This window comes from Furfurilactobacillus sp. W61-4 (genome assembly GCF_057545565.1).
In genome coordinates this window covers 104,469-127,473 of sequence record NZ_BAAJNZ010000005.1, presented here as the reverse complement: position 1 = coordinate 127,473, position 23,005 = coordinate 104,469, and the positions used below count along the sequence as shown (strand labels likewise).

General features: G+C 46.8%; 8 protein-coding genes and 1 tRNA gene. All 9 read left to right on the top strand.

Going from position 1 to position 23,005, the window contains the following annotated elements; translation table 11 throughout:
* Nucleotides 1–285: 285 nt before the first annotated feature.
* The 9 genes from AC27FN_RS07665 to AC27FN_RS07625 all read left to right on the top strand — a co-directional run bounded on the left by AC27FN_RS07665 (nt 286) and on the right by AC27FN_RS07625 (nt 22,986).
* Nucleotides 286–7,377: a Ser-Ala-175 repeat protein gene (locus tag AC27FN_RS07665; protein WP_487167415.1), complete on the top strand. Its 7,092-nt coding sequence runs from the start codon at nt 286–288 to the stop codon at nt 7,375–7,377.
* A 68-nt stretch (nt 7,378–7,445) separates the two neighbouring features.
* The gene (locus AC27FN_RS07660) at nt 7,446–10,160 is read left to right on the top strand and encodes a bacterial Ig-like domain-containing protein (RefSeq protein WP_487167414.1); all 2,715 of its coding nucleotides are present in this window, start codon (nt 7,446–7,448) and stop codon (nt 10,158–10,160) included.
* Nucleotides 10,126–10,410 carry a bacterial Ig-like domain-containing protein gene (locus tag AC27FN_RS07655; RefSeq protein WP_487167413.1) on the top strand — a complete coding sequence of 95 codons (285 nt, stop codon included), beginning with the start codon at nt 10,126–10,128 and terminating at the stop codon, nt 10,408–10,410. Before AC27FN_RS07660 ends, AC27FN_RS07655 begins: the two co-directional genes overlap by 35 nt.
* A gap of 146 nt (nt 10,411–10,556) precedes the next feature.
* Nucleotides 10,557–10,644, top strand: a tRNA-Ser gene (locus AC27FN_RS07650).
* Between the two features lie 437 nt (nt 10,645–11,081).
* Complete coding sequence (locus tag AC27FN_RS07645; RefSeq protein WP_487167412.1) at nt 11,082–13,553, top strand: CAP domain-containing protein; 2,472 nt, start codon at nt 11,082–11,084, stop codon at nt 13,551–13,553.
* A gap of 439 nt (nt 13,554–13,992) precedes the next feature.
* The gene (locus tag AC27FN_RS07640; RefSeq protein ID WP_487167411.1) at nt 13,993–19,011 is read left to right on the top strand and encodes a mucin-binding protein; all 5,019 of its coding nucleotides are present in this window, start codon (nt 13,993–13,995) and stop codon (nt 19,009–19,011) included.
* 74 nt (nt 19,012–19,085) lie between these two features.
* Nucleotides 19,086–21,482 carry a mucin-binding protein gene (locus AC27FN_RS07635; protein WP_487167410.1) on the top strand — a complete coding sequence of 799 codons (2,397 nt, stop codon included), beginning with the start codon at nt 19,086–19,088 and terminating at the stop codon, nt 21,480–21,482.
* A 189-nt stretch (nt 21,483–21,671) separates the two neighbouring features.
* Nucleotides 21,672–22,493: a class A sortase gene (locus AC27FN_RS07630; protein ID WP_487167409.1), complete on the top strand. Its 822-nt coding sequence runs from the start codon at nt 21,672–21,674 to the stop codon at nt 22,491–22,493.
* A gap of 259 nt (nt 22,494–22,752) precedes the next feature.
* Entirely contained in the window at nt 22,753–22,986 is a 234-nt protein-coding gene (locus tag AC27FN_RS07625) for a hypothetical protein (RefSeq protein ID WP_487167408.1), read from the top strand.
* Nucleotides 22,987–23,005 lie beyond the last annotated feature (19 nt).

The window sequence follows — 23,005 nt, the reverse complement described above, 5'->3', positions numbered from 1 at the left end:
TTATTTTCTCCTTAATCAAGTATTTTTATAACACACTTATCATACATTTAAATTTACCCATAAACCACTACTGAAATTTAAACTAATTTTGGCTATGGTTTCTAGTTCGAATTGTTAACAAAAACGCGTTCTCGTGCCTTTTTAGGACTTATAGTTAATAACTATTATTAAAAAACATAGTATACGTATATAAAATTGCTGATAAAAAAGCTTTAAAATATTATAGATTTCGCTATAATATGTTGTGTACCATGCAATAAATCTTTTTTAAGGAACGTGGGGGCTATGAAAAAAAATCGCGAGAATAATGATCAGCCTGAAACGAAGAATACTCATTTCAGGAGTTATAAGGCTGGTAAGCAGTGGATGTTTGCTTACAGTATTATCGCTGTCTTAGCCGGCGGTGGTATGGCTGTGACACAAACAGCCGCTGTTCACGCTGATGTGACACCAACCACATCAACGGTACAGCCAAATGGAGGGGCCTTTGCTAAACAAGCGAGTGCTGCCTCTGATACATCAAGTGCTGCAGCAACAACTGCAACACAGTCAACAAGTTCAGCAGCACCAAGTGGTGCTACTGAATCTAGTGCGACACCTTCGAGTGAGGCCCCATCTAATGTTGTGGCCTCAACAACTTCTACTGAAACCCAGGCGAGTGATGTGAAAGCTAGGACGACTTCTTCAAGCCAATCAACCAATAACCAAACGACTGTGGAGACGCCAGCAGCAAATGACACACCAACAAATTTCACACCAAGTGCAACTTCTCAAGCTGCAGTACTGGCCGATATGACTAATGCAACTAGTCAGACTTGGACTTCAGACACTGCGGAAGGCGGAATTGTTACAACCGCTAATAATGTCACCATTTCTGCTGGTGATACATCGTTGGATATGTTAGCGCCTGGAGATAAAGGTAAGTGGGTCGCTGCCACTGGAACTGCCAGTCTGGCAACGGTTAACCCTGCATCAGGAGTCTCCGTGGTTATTAGTGTTGCTGCTAACGACATTGATTACACGCAAGCTTATCCTGGTACTAACAAAGTTGGACCTGTTTGGCAGGTTAACGATGGTACGGACCAGACATTAAATGCGACAGCCGCCGCCGCTGCTGGACACCCTGAATTAGCCGGCACACCGATTTGGAATCCTGACACTGATCGAAACACGCCAGGAACTTATGCGGTAGAGTGGCAAATAAACGGTAACCAGCCTAATCTTGGTCACTCCTTGAGTGTGACCCTTGCTGGATTCACATTGATTACGGTTGTGCCAAATGGTCCAACTTCAAGTGAAATCAGCGATACCGCTAGCCAAGCTAGCAGCACAGCTGATTCGGCGTCCGTCGTTGCCAGCACTGCTTCTACAGTTGCTAACAGCGCCAGTCAAATTGCTAGTACGGCTAGCTCAGTTGCTAGTTCAGCCAACACGATTGCCTCTAGTGCAGCTAGTCAGTATCCAGACAATGCCAGTCTACAAAGCTTGGCAACACAAGCGTCTGATGCGAATAGTACAACGGCAAGCTATGCAACCAAGGCTAGTTCGGATGCTAAGGCTGCTAGCGATCTAGCTGCAACGGTTAGTGCTGCTGATACACAAGCAGTTTCTGCTGCTGGTGCTGCCAACAGTGCAATTGCTGCTGGTGACCTTTCTGCCGCTTCAGGATTTGCAAGTACGGCATCAAGCGCCGCTTCAGTTGCAGCCTCTAATGCAACCTTAACCAGCTCGGCAGCTAGCCAAGCCATGAGTGAAGCTCTCGAAGCTAGCAAGGCGGCGATTATTGCTTCTGCTGCTGGAAGTTCAGCTGGTAGCATTGCAGCTGGCTTGAATGATGATAGTTCGGCTGCTTCAGCTAGTTCGACTGCCAGTGATGCTAGCAGCACAGCTAATTCAGCTTCTGTAGTTGCTAGCACTGCTTCCACTGTGGCCAACAGTGCCAGTCAAATTGCCAGCACCGCTAGTTCGGTTGCTAGTTCAGCAAATACGGTCGCTTCGAGTGCAGCTAGCCAGTATCCGGACAATGATAGTCTGCAAAGCTTAGCTACAGTCGCTTCCGATGCGAATAGTACAACGGCAAGTTATGCAACAAAAGCCAGCTCTGATGCTAAAGCCGCCAGCGATTTAGCTGCGACTGTTAGTGCAGCTGACGCGCAAGCCGTTTCAGCAGCAGAAGCTGCCAACAGTGCGATTGCTGATGGTGATATGCCAGGGGCATCTAACTTTGCGAGTGTTGCTTCGAGCGCCGCTTCAGTTGCAGCCTCTAATGCAACCTTGACTAGTTCGGCAGCTAGCCAAGCGATGAGTGAAGCGCTTGAAGCTAGTAAAGCAGCCATCATTGCTTCCACTGCTGGCAGCTCAGCTGGTAGTATTGCGGCCGGTTTGAGTGATGCTAGTTCGGCTAGTTCAACCGCCGATTCCGCTGGCTCAACGGCCACTTCAGCAAGCAGTAAAGCTAGTTCGGCTGCTGTCGTTGCCAGTGCGGCGTCGACTACTGCTAACAGTGCTAGTCAGATTGCCAGCACGGCTAGTTCCGTTGCAAGTTCAGCAAATACAGTTGCTTCCAGTGCTGCTAGCCAGTATCCGGACAACGATAGTTTACAAAGCTTAGCCACAGTTGCTTCCAGTGCGAATAGCAAAACGGCGAGTTATGCGGTAGAAGCTAGTTCTGATGCTAAAGCCGCTAGTGGTTTTGCTTCAGCTGTTAGTGAAGCGAACTTACTAGCTTCAACAGCTGCATCGATGGCGAACAGCGCGATCTCTGCTGGTGATATTCCAGCAGCAAAACAGTACGCTGATACGGCTTCCAACCAGGCTCAAGTTGCTGCTGACCAAGCTGATTTGGCAAGTTCTGCGGCTGCCCAAGCCATGACTGAAGCCCAAGCAGCCAGCAACGCAGCAAAGATCGCGTTGGGAGCTGGGGATTCAGCAAGTAGTATCGCAGCTGGTTTAAGCGATGCCAGTTCGGCAAGCTCTCATGCTAGCTCCGCAAGTAGCGAAGCCAGTTCAGCCTCTGTTGTTGCTAACAATGCTTCAACGGTTGCTAATAGTGCGAGCCAAATTGCCAGCACGGCTAGTTCCGTTGCTAGTTCTGCCAATAGTATGGCTAGTTCAGCTGCTAGCACCTATCCAGATAACAGTTCATTACAAAGCTTGGCACAAGATGCATCAAGTGCGAATAGCGTAACTTCCAGTTACGCAACGGCAGCTAGTTCCGATGCCAGTCATGCAAGTAGCTTAGCCAACGACGTTAGTGCGGCCAACAAAGCTGCATCAACAGCTGCTTCCTTAGCCAACAGTGCAATTGCCGCTGGTGATAATTCGGCCGCTTCAAATTACGCTGATTCAGCTGCTAGCGAGGCTGCTAAGGCCTCTTCTGATGCGGTACTGACCAGTTCAGCTGCTAGCCAAGCCTTAAGTGAAGCTAATAAGGCCAGTGATGCTGCCAAAATTGCTGCCGCTGATGCAAGCTCAGCCGGTAGCTTAGCAACCAGCATTGCTTCTTCAATTGCTAGTTCGATGGGGTCCGATGCAAGTTCAGCCAACAGCACGGCCACTTCAGCAAGCAGCAAGGCTAGTTCGGCTGCTGTTGAAGCAAGTAACGCGTCGACAGTTGCGAACAGTGCGAGCCAAATTGCCAGCACCGCCAGTTCGGTTGCTAGCTCAGCTAATTCGATGGCTTCGACTGCTGCCAGCACCTATCCATCAAACAGTGCGTTACAAAGTGCTGCTAAGGATACTTCAAGTGCTAACAGTGAAGCTTCCAGTTATGCTGTCTCGGCCAGTTCTGATGCAAGTGTTGCCAGCAGTTTAGCGACACTAGTTAGCTCGGCCAACGCTGATGCTTCTAATGCAGCGTCCTTAGCCAACAGCGCGATCTCAGCCGGGAATATTTCCGCTGCTCAGTCCTACGCTTCAGACGCATCCACGGCTGCTTCCGTTGCTGCTTCAGATGCAACATTAACGAGTTCAGCAGCTAGCCAAGCGATGAGCGAAGCCATTAAGGCCAGTTCAGCCGCTAGTGTAGCTGTTTCAGATGCAAATAAAGCAGGGAGCATTGCTTCTAGCATCGCTTCATCAATGGCTAGTGGCGCCAACTCAGCCAGTTCAGTTGCTAACTCAGCTTCTGTGTCAGCTAGTTCCGCGTCAGTTGTTGCTAATTCAGCAAGTAGTATTGCTAGTTCAGCAAGCTCAACTGCAAGCTCGGCTAATGTGATTGCTTCAAGCGCAGCCAGTGCTAACCCGTCAAACAGTGCTTTACAAAGTTTAGCTAGCGATGCTTCTAGTGCAACAAGCCTAACTTCCAGCTATGCGACACAAGCAAGTTCTGATGCAAGTGTTGCTAGCAGCTTGGCTTCACAAGTCAGTGCTGCTAATAGCATTGCTTCATCAGCGGCTTCACAAGCCAATAGTGCGATTGCGGCTGGCGATAGTTCCGCGGAGGCTAATTACACGAGTGTGGCTTCCAGCGCAGCCTCAGTTGCTGCTTCCAATGCCAACTTAACAAGTTCCGCAGCTAGTCAGGCGATGAGTGAAGCCCAAAAGGCTAGTTCCGCTGCCAGTGTTGCATCATCAGACGCTGATAAAGCAAATAGCTTAGCCTCAAGCCTTGCTTCATCTAACAGCGCGGCTAGTTCACAAGCCAGTTCCGCAAGTGACACGGCTAGTTCCGCAAGCTCAACAGCAAACTCAGCTTCTGTTGCGGCTAGTTCCGCTTCTGTGGTTGCTAACAACGCGAGTGACATTGCCAGCACAGCTAGTTCTGTAGCCAGCTCTGCTAACAATGTTGTGTCAAGCACGGCTAACAATTATCCATCAAACAGTGCCTTGCAGAGTGTTGCCAGTGATGCTTCCAGTGCCAATAGCGCTGCTTCTAGCTATGCAACTCGGGCTAGTTCTGATGCTAGTGTTGCTAGCAGCCTAGCTTCACAAGTTAGCTCAGCTAATAGTGTTGCTTCCTCTGCTGCATCACAGGCCAACAGTGCGATTGATGCAGGTAATGAATCTGCCGCACAATCTTATGCCACTAAGGCTAGTTCCGCTGCTTCAGTTGCTGCATCAAATGCGACATTAACTAGCTCCGCTGCTAGTCAAGCGATGAGCGAAGCCCAAAAGGCTAGTTCGGCCGCTGCAGTGGCAACTTCGGATGTCACTAAAGCTAGCAGCATCGCTTCAAGCTTAGCTAGTCAAGGTAGCAATTACGCCAGCAATGCTAGTTCCAGTGCTTCGTTAGCGAGTTCCGCTGCCAGTCATGCCAGCTCTGCCGCGAGCGAACTTGGCTCTAACAGTGCGATGTCCAGCTTAGCTAGTGATGCTTCCTCTGCAGCCAGTGTAGCGAGTTCCGCTGCTTCACAGGCCAGCTCCGCCGCTAATACCGGTGATGAATCAGCAGCTTCAAGTGCCGCTAGTGTTGCTTCAAGTGCCGCCAGTGTGGCCGTATCTGATGCCAACAAGAGTGACAGTATGGCTTCAAGCTTAGCCAACCAAGGTAGTAGCTATGCAAGCAATGCTAGTTCTAGTGCATCATTAGCAAGTTCAGCAGCGAGTCACGCTAGTTCAGTGGCCAGCAACAATGCTTCGAACAGCGCAATTTCAAGCGCCGCCAGCAATGCTTCCTCGGCTGCTTCAGTAGCCAGTTCCGCTGCTTCAGTTGCTTCGTCTGCTGAGCAGACTGGTAATGAATCAGCCGCTTCGAGTGCTGCCAGTGTCGCTTCTAGCGCTGCAAGCACTGCCGTATCTGATGCTAGTCAAGCTGATAGTTTAGCCAACAGCGCTGCTAACCAGAGTCAAGGTAGTAGCTATGCCACGAATGCTAGTTCTAGTGCATCCTTGGCCAGCTCAGCTGCTAGTCATGCTAGCTCCACAGCAAGTAACCATGCTTCGAATAGTGCTTTATCTAGCTTAGCTAGTGACGCTAGCTCAGCCGCTTCAGTTGCAAGTTCGGCTGCTTCGGTCGCTTCTTCAACTGGTAATGCTGGGAACAGTTCTGCTGCTTCAAGCGCTGCCAGTGTTGCTTCAAGTGCGGCTAGTGTAGCGGTATCCGACGCCAACAAGGGTGATAGCATTGCTGATAGCCTTGCTAGCCAAGGTAGCAGCTATGCTAGCAACGCTAGTTCCAGTGCTTCAGAAGCCAGCTCAGCCGCTAGTGTAGCAAGTTCTGAAGCAAGCAATCATGCTTCGAACAGCTCGTTATCTAGCTTAGCAAGCAACGCGTCATCAGCTGCCTCAGTCGCTAGCTCAGCTGCTTCACAAGCAAGTTCTGCAGCCGGTGCAGGTGATCAATCAGGTGCTTCGAGTGCTGCCAGTGTGGCCTCAAGTGCGGCTAGTGTAGCTAGTTCTGACGCTAGCCAAGCAACTAGCATTGGTTCCAGCTTAGCTAGTCAAAATAGCAGTTATGCAAGTGATGCAAGCTCAAGTGCTTCATTAGCCAGCTCAGCAGCCTCAACCGCCAGTTCTGATGCAAGTAACAATGCTTCGAACAGTGCGATCTCTAGCTTAGCAAGTAACGCTTCAAGTGCTGCTTCAGTTGCTAGTTCGGCTGCTTCAGTCGCAAGCTCGGCTGCCAGTGCAGGCAATGATTCAACTGCTTCGAGTGCTGCTAGTGTGGCCTCAAGTGCTGCTAGTGTGGCCGTATCTGATGCCAACCAAGCTAACAGTATTGGCTCAAGCTTAGCTAACAACAGTGCTTCAGCAAGCAATGCTGATTCAAGTGCTTCATTAGCTAGCTCCGCTGCTAGTCATGCTGGTTCAGTAGCAAGTAACAATGCTTCAAACAGTGCATTATCAAGCTTAGCAAGTAATGCTTCATCCGCTGCTTCAGTTGCTAGTTCGGCTGCCTCAGTTGCGAACTCTGCTGCTAGTGCCGGTAATGGCTCAGAAGCTTCTAGTGCTGCGAGTGTTGCTTCCAGTGCTGCAAGTACGGCTGTCTCTGACGCGAATGCCGCAGATAGTTTAGCTTCCAGCTTAGCTAATAATGGTTCCAATGCTAATGGCAATGGTTCAAATGGCAGTGGCTCTAATGCTAACGGCAATGGCGAGAATGGTAATAATGCTAATGGTAACGGTACTGGTACAAACGGTAACGGAACTAACGGCAATGGTTCAAATACTAATGGCACCGGTGCAAATGGAACTATTGGTAACGGTTCAATGACCAATGGTGCTTCTGGTATGGGTACAACAGGAACTGGTGCAACCAGTAACGTCGCAACCAATGCTGCAACGACTGGGAACACGGACTCAAGCAAGACTGCTAATACCAATGCTTTACCAAATACTGGTGAATCGGACGAAGTTAATGCGGTTGCCCTTGGTGGGTTAGCATTAATGGCAAGTCTGACCATGTTTGGTGTTGCCCGTCGCCGTCGCGAGGACTAGGAACAAATTGATTTAGATAGTTTAGCCGACAATCAAGAAATCATTTTATGTAGAGAGTGGATGAAATTATGTTAAACAAAGGAATTAATAAGTTTAATTCAAAAAATATTCAGGCTAAAAATACACACTTCCGTTCATGGAAGAAGGGGAAAGTCTGGTTGTACGCTTCAGCAACGATTTTATCAATTGTTGGTGCTGGTGCTGCGACAACTAGCAAAGTTCACGCGGACACAACGGCAACGGTTGCGACAACATCAGCGGCTTCAACTGAAGTTACCAGTGCTGCGGCTACTTCAACGGCGCCAAGTTCAGCTGCATCAAGCTCAGCTGCGGCAAGCTCGGCTGCAACCAGTGCAGTGGCTACAGTAACCCCACAACTACAAACCAAGCCAATCACACTGACTAAAGGGAGTTCGTTTAGTCCAGTACAAGCTTTTGTCGGGGCTACAGACAGCCAAGGCAATAAAGTAGGTCTTAATCAAATCTCAGTTGCCGGCATGGTTGATCCTAATGTGCCAGGGGCATACAATTTGTTATTTAGCTTTGTTGATCCAACAACCAAAGCGACAGTTACTGGTGCGGCTCAAGTAACGGTTCAGGCTGAGGAAGTTGCCTCGACAACATTGGCTGCTGTACCTAACACTTCTGTAGATACCTCTACTCAAACAGTGGCTAAAACAGCAGTTGCTGATACACCAGCAACGACAACTCCGGTGGCAACCTCGAGTGTGGCATCAGCTACTGCGGGTAATGCACCAGCCGGGATGAGTCTAGCTAGCAATGCAACGACAACACCTGAACAATCTTCTGGTGCCGAGATGAGCAGCGCTTCCGCGATGCCTAGTGAGGGCACTTCATTAGACCTATCTAGTGTAGCTTCCGAAGCAACTAGTTCATTTGCTTCGGCAACGAGTGAACTTTCATCATTCGCCCAAACTTCGCAGGGAAAAGTTGCTGCCAGTCAGGTGTCTGACTTAATCAATTCAGCAGTCAGCACATTGTCTTCAGCCGCTTCCTTAGCTAGTGACCCAACGGTCGTTCAATTCCAGTCTGCTTTGTCTGCTGCCGTTGCAGCCTCCAATACAGCTTTGGCTCAATCATTGGTTGCTTCCTTCAATGCCACCTCTCAAGGCGCTGCATTGAAGGACTTGGCTGCGACAAGTGCCGCAGCCAATGCGGCGGCCTCTGATAACGCTTCGTTAGCTTCTTTGAAGGCAGCTATCGCAAGCTTGGCTTCTGGTGCAACCGTCAACTCATCGGCTGCTTCCGCGGCCTCTAGTGCGGCTGCTTCATATATGGCGACTAGTGATGGACAAGCGCTATTAGCTAACGCTAAATCCGCGGCTTCTGTTGCTTCTTCCGCCAGTGATGCTGCAGTTTCTGCGTTTGCTAATACTGCCGATGGTAAGGCAATGTTAAATGCTTTATCTTCATACGCTGCCAATCCTGAATTTAGTGCCTTCAATGCTGCTATGTCTTCCGCGGTTGCTGCTAAAGACACGACGTTGGCCTCTTCATTAGCTTCGTCCTTCTTTGCTACAGCTGAGGGTTCTCAATTTATCGCTGACATGAACTCTTACGAAGCAACCGATGCTTATAAGAGCATGGCTTCGGCCATTTCAACGGCTCAAGATACGGCACTTTCTCAAGTGCAGTCCTCCATTTCTTTGGCTAGTCAAACGCTTGCCAGCAGTGGCTTCGACCCTTCAACTATTTTGGGTAGTATTACCGGCGGAATTTGGAATGCTGTCTCTTGGCTTGCTACCAATATTAACCCGATTAAGCTAGTTCCAAACCTCACTGGTTGGGGTCAATTTGGTGAATTTTTAGAGTCATTAGTTGGCTCTACTGTTGGAGCTACTTTCTATGGAACTGTTGGATCGGCTGTTACGGGTTTTGTTGCTAATGGGATTTCATTTCTACCCTCAGTTATTGCAAATACCTTAATGTCAATAGTTCCAATCTTGGGCTGGGCTGGTAATATTCATCCTTGGGTATCCATGGGATGGATTGGTGGTATCGCTGCTTGGTTTGGTGGTTCAATTTCTACAGCAATGGGAGCATATTATGGCGGAACTATGTCAAATGGCCTCTCGACTGACGGACACGTGGATAACATTGTGAGTGGTACAGCGTTAGGCGCGACAATTGGTTCAGTTCTTGGGACTACCTTAGGCGATTGGGTATTTGGTTATATTGGGGCTCACATCGTTATGATGATCCCTGCTGTTATTACGACAATTGTGGGTACAATTGGTACAATTACTGCTTTATTGCCACCATTAGATACCCCACTTGCATTACCAGTTACACCGATTTTAGTAGCTCTTGGTACGCTAGTTGGTGCTCCAATTGGTTCAGTAATTGGTGGTGTGATCGGTGGGGTCGTTGGTCTTATTTCACAACAGCTTGGAATTAAGTTAAACCTTCCTGATGCTGGTCAGCTGGTCAAAGATATTGCAGCCTTGCCTGGTATTTCAGACCTACTTGATACCATCCAGACTGTTACTGAAAAGACTGGTACGATCGTAACTAAGGCTGTTTCCCTTGCCAAGGGTGCTAGCTTTAGTCAGTTGAGCGGATTCACTAGTGCCACTGATAGTAATGGGGCGACTGTTCCATTGAGCCAAATCTCCTTTAGTGGTACGGTAGATCCATCCGTACCAGGTGCTTACATTGTTGATTACAGCTACACCGATGCTGGCACACAGAAAGTTGTCAATGGTTACTCAATCGTGACAGTTACTGATGACGCAACACCAGCAACGCCAGCGACGGTATAGACAAATGAGTGGCTTGCTTAAATTAAAAAAGATTACGTTGACCCAAATAGGCCCCTTCGTTCCATTACATTTAGTTGTTGAAGCGAAGGATTCTCACGGGGAAGCAGTTAGTCCAAAGCAAATTACGATGGAAGGATCGGTGGATTTACAAGTTCCTGGGGAGTACCCAATCTTGCTTCAATTTATTGATCCTTATACTGAAACGCCAGTTAAGGCCATGACGATGGTGACTGTCGTTCGAGCTGAATAGACTAATAGTGTCAATTAAGAGTGTTACTAAATTCCGGTTTTTGAATTTAGTAGCACTTTTTTTAATGGATGTAATGAATTTATGGCTCAGTGATGTTATTCTATAAAGGTACAATATTAGTTATTTCGTAGATGCATTATTCGTTTGGAGAAGTACTCAAGTGGCTGAAGAGGTGCCCCTGCTAAGGGTATAGACCGTGAAAGCGGTGCGAGAGTTCGAATCTCTCCTTCTCCGTTCAAAGAGAATCAAGCTGAATTATCAAATCCAGCTTGATTTTTTTTGCGTTTATCAACTCACAGCGCAAGCTTTGTCAGCTTTAATGTGTCTGGTCCGAGCCCTAAGTGTAGTTGAGGACAATGGAAAAAACAGTGACGCTATTTTTTGAGGCGCTTACCATAAACATGGATGACCACGATATTCGGATTAAAATTTATCATTTGGCGTGTAAATAGCCTTCTTTTTGTTTTAACATCGTTCGTAATAGAAATAATATCTAGAAAATAAAATGCTTTTACCTATTTATTAAATTCAAAAACTATAATATCATTAAGCTGTTAACACTAAATCAATTGCTCGGGTTGATCTGCGCTGGACTGTTCTCGAAATTGGAGCCGGCAACTCGTTAACTTTGATGATGTTTTTCACGAATTAAGTGAAAGAGGAAAGTAAAAATGAAAAATTATCTAGAAAAAAAGCACTTACATAGACAGAGCAAAATTACCAATTTTAGACGATGGAAGTCTGGTAAGCAGTGGTTGTATGCGGCAAGTGTTTTAACCTTAATGGCCGGTGGTGCCGCCACCGTTGAGCAGGTTGAAACAACGAGTGTGCATGCTGATACGATTTCGACGACTCAATCAAGTGTTGCTTCTTCGTCAGTGGCAATTAATAATCTTTCAAATAACAGCGCAACAACTAGTCAAGCTAGTGTTGCCGTTAGCTCGGCGATAATAATTTCTGATCCTGTTAGTTCGACGGAGACAGGCACAGCAATTACGAGGTCTTCAGCCGCTACGGTAGCGGAGGTTAGTAGTTCGGCCGTGGAAAGCTCAGCGACTGCGGTCAACGTTTCTTCAACGGCATCCAGTCAAGTTAGCACAAGTGAGGCGGCTTTAAACAATAACGAGGCTGCTTTAAGTCAGTCCATATCACAAGTTGCTAGTTCAGGCCAGACCAGTGTACTAGACATGCCAATTAGTCAAGCGGATATCGTCTTGGCAACCGTAAGTAGTGCAGCTACAGCAACTTCTAGCGCCGTTAGTTCGACCTCAGTAGTTGCCCCCGATCTTAGCGGGGTTGTAGCAGGAATTGGTGCTGCTTATAATGAGACACTTAGCGGTGTGATTACGCAACTTATCGGAAGTGCTGGCGTTAGCAATGCTGTGACGTTATTAACTAATGTCATTTCACAAGCGGGATCATTTTTTAGCAGCGTTCCTGGAGTTAGTAATGTGGTGACGGTCGCTAATGGTGTTTTAAATGGCGTTACTCAAGCGATCAACCTTGCAAATGGTTTAGGAATTGATCCCAGTGGGTTAGTGGTTACAGCAATCACCAATGGCATGAATGGGTTAGGGCAAGTGGCTCTGACAGCGCTGACTCCAATAATTAATAACATCCCAGTTATTGGATCAGGATTACTGTCGGTCGTTAAGCCGATTCTATCGAATCTATCTAACGTCAGTCCCTCATTAGTCGTGTCTACCTTAGCCAGCGCTACTGGTCTAGGTGGTGTGTTGTCAACAGTTTCAAATATTGCAGCTAGTGTAGCACCACAAGTTATTAACGCCGTTCAAGGTGTCTTGAATACGGCCGTCAATGTGATCAATGGAGTGAAGGGTTTCATCAACAACGCTATGAATGTAGTGGCCCCAATCCTTCAACCAATTGAAAATGTTATTAATGGATTGATTGCGCCAATTCAAACAGTTTTATCTAACATTATATCTTCACTTAAAAATGCAATTTTTCCCAATACTTCATCTAACGCTACGACAAGTTCAAGCTCAGCAACGAATTCTAGCTCCAGTGCAACGACGAGTTCTAGTTCATCAGCAACATCTAGTAGTTCGGCTGTTTCAGTAAAGCCAGCTTTAGTTACAAAAGCGACGACCATTCGTCAAGGTAGTAGTTGGAATGCCTTACAAAATTTCGTTAGCGCTACCGGATCTGATGGACAAAAAGTCTCATTAAGTGAGATCACCATGCAGGGAACGATTGATCCACAAGTTCCGGGGTTGTACTATATCATGTTTCAATTTGCGGATCCTGTTACTAAGGTAATCGTTCAAAATATGGCTGCCGTCACAGTTCAAGCGATAGACCCAGTAGCGGAAAGCTCGGCCGCAAGTGAGGTGGCACTTGCGAGCTCAGCCGTGGCACAAGACATCGTTGCGGTCAGTGCAGCAACGAGTGCTATTAATGCTTTGCCACACTCGACAAGTAACATAACCAATCGTTTTTCATCAACCAGTAACTATCCAAGCTCACAAGTCGTTTATTTGTCAGCAGCCAGTAGTGATGCAACACCTGATGTAAATGTATTAGGTAGCGATGTGATGCAATACGTTAATGAATTACGTTCAGCTAACGGACAGCCGGCTTTAACGTATTCAAGCAGTGAAGCTACATTTGCTCAAACTCGTGCACAACAGATTGTAAGTGATTTTAGCCATGATAAATCGAATAAGTCGACGGAAGACATTGGTGGGAGTCGTGGCATTACGGATCAAATGCAATCGTCACAAGAAATGGCTTACTTTATCGTTATGGATTGGTATGATGAATCTGATAACCCAGAAGCAGTCGGCAATGGCCATTATGGTCATCGTGCTAATTTATTATTTGGGGGCCCGACTATGGGTGTGGGTTTTGTTAGAAGTACTGATCCGACGACTACATTTACTGATTATTACAGCTTTGAAGCACCATCCTACCAAGATGTTTCGCTATATAACCAGGCGGAGACGATGGCAAATGCCAAGAGCAATCCATCGACGATCCCCCTACCAAATATCACCTTTGTCTACGTTGATTCGCCTGATTTTGATCTGTTGTACAACAAATTAACTCAGTTACAGCAACAACTAGCTAGTGATCAGGCCGCTTTGGCAGCCGCACAGAACAAATTATTGACGGTGTAATTTGTAAAACAGACAGCGCGAACAGATAAGTTCAGAAAAATCTAATTTAAGTTAAAGGACACTTTGCGGAGTGTCCTTTTTTGTAGTGCGCCGATCTTGATGGGCTTAGTGTTGACGAAATTTTAAAAGGCTGCGAATAGTGATCGGTCGGGTAACTTCACATTACTGCAAAACAATGATCTAACGACACCTTTATACAGAAGATAGTTGAACGATAGGTTCAAACTTAGCTCAGACTGAGCAGTATAAAAATAAAACAACTATTAAAAAATAATGTCATTTATAAAGAATACGCAAAAGCAAAATATAACTTTAAAAATACTTTATAAAGAATATAATTAAAATTAAGTGTTTATCAATTAGGTTGTTAGCAATTGATAAATATAAACATCATAGCAATAGCTAAAAAGCAAAAAAGATGTCCGAGGGGAGCGATACAATGAATTCTGAGACACACTTTAAAATGTATAAAGCCAAAAAAAGATGGTTGGTCGCTGGAATGGCAGCAGCAGCTTTTTATTTGGGCGGGCCAATTGTAACTCAAGCAAAGGCGGCAACACCTGAACAAGACCAAGGATCGACATCATCAGCGGCAACGGCTAGTGAGCGGCCAGCTCTGATTGCAACGTCATCGGCAGCAACGTCAAGTGCTGCCACTAATACAATGGTTAGTGCGAATTCCGTAAACGCTGCGACTATGAGCAATCCGTCTACAAATGACAGTGGTGCTTCACAATCGTCTAATGCCACTGTTGTACCAACAAGCAATGCAATCTTAACTGATCAAATCAGTGATGCAGCGGTGGTGGCGAGTTCATCGGTTAACGGATCGTCTCAAAATGTGTCGGCTTCTTCAGTAGCGACGAACACGTCAACCATGACTTTGGCAACTATGGCTCCTGCTGCTAGTGATACAACTATCGGTGAAACGGCCGCTTTGGCGGATATTACCGATGAGTTTAGCAATCAAGTACCGATTAACGATCAAAGTGTCGGCGCCAGTGTATTAGGCACCTTAACAACTAGTTACCAAGGGTCCGGCTTTGCGCCACTGACGGCGGCCCAACAGTCTGCTTATGTGCAGACATTGAGTGCTTATACGGCTGGGATTACGGCGGCTGAAAGTGATTTGATGACTTCAACGGCGTCAGGTTTTGCGGGTAATTATGCGGCAGTTACCATGGAGGATCAGAGTGCCGGGCTCAGTGTGGCAAACTTAACGATCCGCTTCGAACAGGTCGACACAAACCTAAATCAAGCATTTGCTTATGGTTATAATTTAGCTGCCTTTGGGGATAGTTATTTAGATGCAAGTTTTAATAATTTGTATACAACTCCGCCAGAAGATCTTGGTTATTACGGGATCGCGCAGGAAATGCAGAAATTTTTAGCAAGTATTGTAGCTGGTACCTCTGACGCACTTGGACCTAGTGTAGCAGCTGCTGCGCCGTTGCTGAATTCGTATGGTTATCCAATGCCAAATGGATTAAGCGACCGAACACAGTTATTAAACGATGTGTTAGCACAGTTGAGCCCGATTTACGTTGCCGGCGGTGAAAATGGTGCTCGAGAAAATGCTGAAGCAGCGCCTTCAGTTGATTTTTCAACTTATGCGGCTGCCAACCCATTACAATCCAGCGTTAAATTATTGGGCGTCGATTACGCAGCTGAAATTTACACTGCGGCTCAAAGCTCTTTTCAAAAAGATGGTTCAGGCATTTATGTAAATATTGAAAAATATGCAGAGGCTGATGTTCATGCTAATTTGACCCAATTTTCTGATACATCTTGGGCCAAAACATTGCAAATTTGGGGTAGTAACGCGACTAATAACCCGCTGTCAGTTACGATTCTAAAAACAATTGGGTCTGAAATGGTTAGCGTGGGTCACTCTGTGTTTAGCAACTTAATTAAAACGGCGGAAACGACTTACAGCAATGCTGACAGTTTTAGCGCGTTAACTAATCTTGCAGCCACGATTAATCCTTATGTAACCCAAAATTTACTAGGTACCATGTATCAAGATATTTTAGGGGGAATGATTAAAAGAATTGATAATGCACCTGCAACAGATCCAACGCCGGGTTTAACGGTAATTCAGCAACAAGCAATTAATTCCGTTGAAAACTTATCGGCACAACAAAATTTGGGCGCAGATCAATTAGGAACTGGTGCCATTTATGACCCGAATTGGTTTCCATATTATCAGAACACAACTGACCCTGGTTTGCTCGTTACATATGCGGGGGATCTAGCAGCTTTAGCTGCAATCGGACAGAATGCTTATACAGATGCGTTAGGTACTCGGCCGGCGTCAACTCCTACTACAACAGGCAGTCAACCGCATACCACCATTGGGGCCTGGGATGACGGCGTTCTATTTGCCGAGCAACAGCTCAACCCACTAGCACTTGATGCAAACAGCGCCTTAGCAACTGATCCGACAACTTATGCCAGCTTTGCTGATGTTTTGGCTGCTTATAAGGGTACCGATTATGATTACACGAGTGTCGTTAAAGCGGCTTACAATTTCCAGCGCTCAAAATTAGGTCAATTGGATCTGAACTATGTGCGTAAGTTAGATGGCCAATCGATGATAATTGATGGCAAAGGTAGTGTCGATCTATGGGGCTTTGTACCAGATACGCTGTCTGTCAACAGTGATGGACAATCAGTTGAATTTACCAATGGCACGACTCAGACGAAGACAGCGTTGGATTTACCACCGGTTGACGGTGTGGTTTATACAGCCATTCCTTCAGATGCCGATAATCCAGCAGCTCAGTTATCTGGCAATCGGACAGCTACTGGTTATTACGCAAACGTTAAGACCATTAATTCAACGTTATGGTTAAAAGCAGCCAATACATTAGCTAAGGTGACGATACCAGGAGGCTTGACGAAAGGGCAATTGACGCTAACTGTAAGTCAAATCACTGCTCAACCAACTTTTGCAACGAATGGTACAACACAGACAACCGGCACCCAAGTCTTTGATTGGACTTCAGCGACCTTGCCAGCCGGGTGGGCCTTTGCTAACGGTAATTTGACTTACAGTGGTGAAATTTTGAATCCACAGGGCACGACGTTAAATTTGACCGATAAAGTCGGGGATACATTAACGGTGACGATTGGCTTTACCAACACGCAGACCGCAATTTTTAATTTTGTCGATGCGACAGACAATAACCAGTCAATCAATTCATTGACCAATGTGCCAACGGATGCTGATCGAACTGTTAGTGGCACGTTCAATCAACCAATCGTGCCAACATTTACCAATGGTGCAACGTTGCAAGAGATTGTTAATCAGTTAACGGCTCTGCATTATCATTTAGTGACTGATTTAACTAGTCTGCCATTGACCTATGATGAAGATGATCAAACAACCCAATCCTTTACGATTGCCTTTGTTCATGATCAGACTGTTGTGACGCCCGATAATCCTAGTCAACCAGGACAGCCAATCGACCCAGCTAATCCGAATGGACCAAAGTGGCCAAGTGGAACTGCCTTAGCCTCATTACAAACGATTGGCCAACGAACAATTACCTATGTTGACGCCAATACGTTAGATCCGATCAAAGTTGCACAGACCAATAATGGTGAAGTGGTTCAAAAAGTTACTTTTGATCGGCACGCTGTTGTGGATGAAGTGACCGGGACAATCCTTGGCTATGACACCAATGGTGATGGGGCAGTTGACGTTGAACCAGACAATGGCAATCAGGCTTGGCTACCAAAGACTGGTACGTATGCGGCAGTGACGAGCCCGGACTTAAGTGAATATGGCCTGATTAATCCTCACGACATCACCTCACCAACGCCCACTGGTTTACCTAATGTGCCAAGTGCTACCGCGATGCCAAATGATCAGTTATCGGTGACGATCGCTTACGATCATCAGTTAGTACCAGTAACGCCAGGTCAACATTTGGTTCCTGGTGATCCGATTAATCCTGATAATCCTAATCAACCAGTGTGGCCTGCTGGGGTTGCTGACAGTAACTTGACCAAAACCGTGACGCGGATGATTCATTACGTTGACGCTAACGATCCAAGTAAGTCAGTGGCGCCTGATGTAATTTCAAGTGTGAGTTACAATCGGACAGCGGTTGTTGATGCTGTGACTGGCCAACTATTAGGTTATGCACCTGATCCAACTACCGGCAAGCCAACGCAAACGGCCAGTGATGGCGGCTGGGAATTAGCCAGTGCTAGTGACACACTTGGCGCAGTATTATCACCCGATTTAACTAGCCAAGGGTATTCAGCGCCCGATCAAGCGATCGTTGCAGACCAAGTGATTATGCCAGATTATTCAGGCGCTGATCAATTTGCGGTGACAGTTATGTATGCACATGGTACGGTCCCAGTAACACCAACTCAGCCAGGCCAACCAGGGCAACCTCTTGATCCTCAGAATCCTGATGGACCAAAATGGCCTACTGGTACTGCTGCTACTGATTTAAGTCAAATTTCAACTCGGACGATTAACTACTTTGACCGGCAAACGGGCGCAGTGGTGGCTAAACAAGTGCAACAACAAGTAAGCTACTCGCGAACCGCAATTGTGGATCAAGTCACTGGCGCATTGTTAGGTTATGATACCGTTGGCAATGGACAGGTGACGACCACTGATGCCAACCAGGCGTGGGTATTAACCAGCCCTGATGATACTTTTGCGGCTGAAGTTTCGCCTGATTTAACGGCAGCGGGTTATCTATCTGCTTCACTGAGTCAAGTCGATGCGCTCAAAGTGACGCCAGATAACGGCGGTCAAAGTCAGGTGGTCAATGTGTATTATGATCACGCAACGACGCCAGTCACCCCTAACCAACCACAACAACCTGGTCAACCAATCGATCCCGCTAATCCCGATGGACCAAAATGGCCGGCTGGGACAGATATTAACTCACTGACCAAGACGGTTATGCGAACCATTAACTATTTAGATCAACAGACTAATGCTGTGGTGGCCCCTGCGATTAACCAAGCCGTGACCTTGACCCGCACCGCGATTGTGGATCGAGCAACCGGGGTCTTATTGGGTTATGATCTAGATGGGAATGGTACCGTTGACACAACGGATGGGACAGCAGCTTGGCAACCGAGTGGATCTGATGTGTTGGCAGCTGAGACGTCACCAGACTTAACGAGCCATGGTTACCAACCGGCAACGCTTAAACAAGTCCCAGCTCAAACCATCACTGGTGACTATGACGGCGACAGCAACTTAGTGGTGAATGTCTATTATGCGCACCAGTTGCAACCTGTTACACCGCAACAACCAGGTGTACCCGGTCAACCAATTAATCCGAACAATCCAAATGGACCAAAATGGCCAACCGGAACGGACGCAGGTTCACTAAGCCAGACTATCACGCGCACGATTAACTATCTTGATAAGCAGACTAATGCGGTGGTTTCACCGCAGGTTAATCAGGCGTTACTTTAACGCGTACGGCGATTGTCGACCAAGTTACCGGTAATATTGTCGGCTATGACACGACCGGCGACGGTAATGCCAATGTGACTGATGCTGCACAAGCGTGGGTCATTAAGGGTACGGATCAATTAGCTGCGGTAACCTCACCAGATTTAAGCGATTTAGGCTATCAGTTAGCCAATCCGACTGTAGTGGCTGGTCAAACGATTGCAACCACCTATACAGGTACACCGCAGATTACAGTAAACGTCTACTATGATCACCAAACGACGACTGCGACGCCAGCCCAGCCGGGCGTACCAGGCCAGCCAATTAATCCCGATGAGCCAAATGGGCCAAAGTGGCCAATAGGAACGGATCAGGCGGATTTAAGCAAAACTGTGACCCGGGCGATTAACTATTTGGATCGACAGACAGGTCATTCAGTCGCTACCGCAGTGACACAACAGGTAACTTTTGTGCGTACTGCAATTATTGACAAGGTAACTGGTGCGTTGTTAGGTTATGACACCACTGGCGACGGCCAAGTCGATACGACCGATGCAGATGAAGCTTGGCGGATCGAAGGATCTAACCAATTAGCCACGGTAGTTTCACCGGATCTCGTTGCTGATGGCTATCAGGCCGCTGATCCACAAAGTGTGAATGCATTGACACTAACGAATAGCTACAGTGGTGATCTGGCCATGATTGTGAATGTTTATTACGACCACGCAACACTGCCAGTAACGCCAACTACCCCAGGTCAGCCTGGTAAACCAATTAATCCGAATGAGCCAAATGGGCCAAAGTGGCCAGCAGAGACTGCTGCTAGCGATTTAAGCGAGACAGTAACGCGAACAATTAACTATTTGGATCAACAAACCGGACAAGCTGTATCTACGCCGGTTGTTCAACAGGTCAGTTATGACCGGACGGCGATTATTGATCAGGTTACTGGGCAACTTTTGGGTTATGATACGACTGGTGACGGAAAAGTAGATACGACAGATTGCCAGCGAGCATGGGTAAGCGTCGGAGCGACTCTTCTAGCCGCAGTGACTTCACCAGATTTAAGTGCTCAAGGTTATCAATCAGCTACACTTAAGCAAGTCGCGGCTCAAATGATTTCGGCAAATTACAAAGGAGAGATGAATCTCGTTGTGAATGTTTATTATGATCACGCAACCACTTCAGTAACGCCATCCTGGCCGGAACAGCCCGGTCAGCCAATTGATCCAGCGCAACCTAATGGACCAAAGTGGCCACAAGGCACAGCTGCTGATGATTTAACGCAGACGGTTACGCGAACCATCAACTATCTCGACCGGCAAACCGATTTGCCACTGGCTACACCAGTCGTGCAAACGGTCAGTTATCGTCGAACGGCCATTGTTGATCGAGTTACTGGACAGTTGCTTGGTTATGACATTAATGGTGACGGACAGGTAGATACAGATGACGGGACTACTGCCTGGCAGGCGGACGGTTCAACTGAATTAGTGGCCGTAGTTTCACCAAACTTACAAAGTCTCGGGTATTCGGTAGCTAGTCAGTATATGGTCGATGAATTACCAATTCCAGCTGATTATCGTGGAGCGCGTCAATTAACTGTCAACGTGTATTATGATCATCAGGTGGTATCAACGACTCCAACTCACCCTGGTAACCCCGCTGAACCAATCAATCCGGCCGATCCAAACGGACCAAAGTGGCCAGCAGAGACCAGTCTCGATCAATTGACAAAGACGATTACACGGACGATCACTTATTTGAATCGGTCAACAGGCACTGCGGTGGCAACCCCAGTGGTTCAGACGGTCACTTATCATCGAACCGCGTTAGTTGATGCTGTGACTGGGCAATTACTTGGCTACGACATCGATGGGGATGGGATGGTTGATACGACAGACGCATTAAATGCTTGGGTCGTTGATGGAACAGATACCTTAGAGGCGGTTACTTCACCACAATTAGATGGTTTTGGTGAACCTTCCCTACCAGTTATCGGTGAAAAGGTCATTCCTGGTTCATACAATGGTGATCGAGCAATGCATGTGATTGTCTACTACACTCCATTAACTCAGCCGGTTAACCCAGTTGAACCGACTCAACCAAGTGAACCAACAACACCGGTTGAACCGACTCAACCAAGTCGACCAACAACACCGGTTGAACCGACTCAACCAAGTCGACCAACAACACCAGTTGAACCGACTCAACCGGATCAGCCAAGCGAACCAAGCGAACCAACAACCCCAGTTGAACCGGATCAACCAAGTGAATCAATCACCCCAGTTGAGCCAAGTGTTCCTGTTGAAGCAGTACCGGTTCAAACGAGAATGCAACGGTTTAATCACCAACCGCAACCAACTGCACCACAACGTGCCAGCTTACCGAAGACAGATGCGCAACGGCATGGCTTATTAGCAACGATATGGTTAGCAGTGCTTAGCTTATTCGGTCTGGGTAGTTTGCGGAGAAAAAAGAACGTTAAGTAATTTGTTTTTAAGGCTTAAACGTGTTACCAAAAAGACGTCGACGTATGCCGGCGTTTTTTCAATCCAAGGCTTGATCGAAGTAATGATCATATAACTCACTAAAATCTTAAAAGATAGTCTTTTTCGCGAATGTACAGTATGATTATGTACAGAATTTAACGCCAATGGTGTTTATAAGGGAGACAAAATTTGATTAGGAAAATAATTCGCGGGCTGCTGCTGTTAATTTGCCTCGGATCCCTCGGCTACATTGGGTATCAATACAATTGGCTCAACGTGCGCAGTAACGTGACTCGGTATCAGACGACGCACCAAGTCGCCAAGCTGAGCCACAACAAGGTTAGCCAAGGGACACGTCAGCGCATTGAACGGCAAATTATGCGCCAAACGCAATCTGGTCAAGACTTAACTAAACAAGGATTCGTCAGCATTCCTAATGTGGGCATCTTGCAACCAATCTTTAATGATGCATACTCAGATAAAGGTTTAGCCGCTGGGGCCAATTACGCGAATCGGAGCGCCGTTGATCCAGATGGCAAGAATATTCCGGTCATGGGTCAAGGTAACTATGGTTTAGCCAGTCACAACTTTAATGATGGCAAAACGGGTTTTAGTGCCCTACAAGATAAGTTAAATGAAGATGCACCATATTTAGTTAACGGTAAATTAAAGGGTAGCAATTGGTTAAAGGGCAAGATGCTGTATTTGGCCAATGACAAAGGGATCTACGCCTATAAAATTGGTCGGCAAACGTTAGTCAATGAAGATGACGTTAGTGTCTTGAATCCAACTAAGAAGCCAGTCGTGACGATCATCAGCTGTCTGTTTCCAAGTACGCAGTATCGCATTATCACGAATGCCAAACTGACGAAGACCTATACGTGGCAGAAAGCGCCGGCTAAAGTGGTCAATCTATTTGACCTGGAGAAGCAAAATACCAATGTTCACGCCAGTTGGTTTAACCCGGGTACTGAAGAAGGTGCTAACGGGGATGCTGGTGGCAGTAAGTAATTAAATTATGCATCGCAAGACGGGTGTCGATCAATTTGATCGACACTTTTTTTGTGATTTTTTGGGTAGTTTAATAAAGTTAACGGGGTCAATTATATCAATGGATTTGAGGATATAAATCACACAACTTAATTGTGCGAACGTTGATAAATCAAGGGTTTGCGAGGCATATTTTTTCGTTTTAACTAATCAACATGATAATCTTTGAACCACAAAAGGAACTCGCAACTGGCAACCACTGGAAGGAGCTGTTTACATTGTGAAAATAATTCACCGACCGACAGGGATCATCAGAGTTGTACTGACATTGATTCTGGTGATTCCGTATCTGCTGGCGACCACGACGGCAACTGCTTCAGCGACAACAACCATTGCAAGCAACGAAGCAGGCGCAGCCAACGTGACCTATACAGTTAACCCCACTAATCACGAGATTGACTGGCAGGTGCGCATGACTAAGGAGAAGAGTGCCGCGCCCGGTCCATGCGCCTAAACCTGACCAAGGGGGCCCG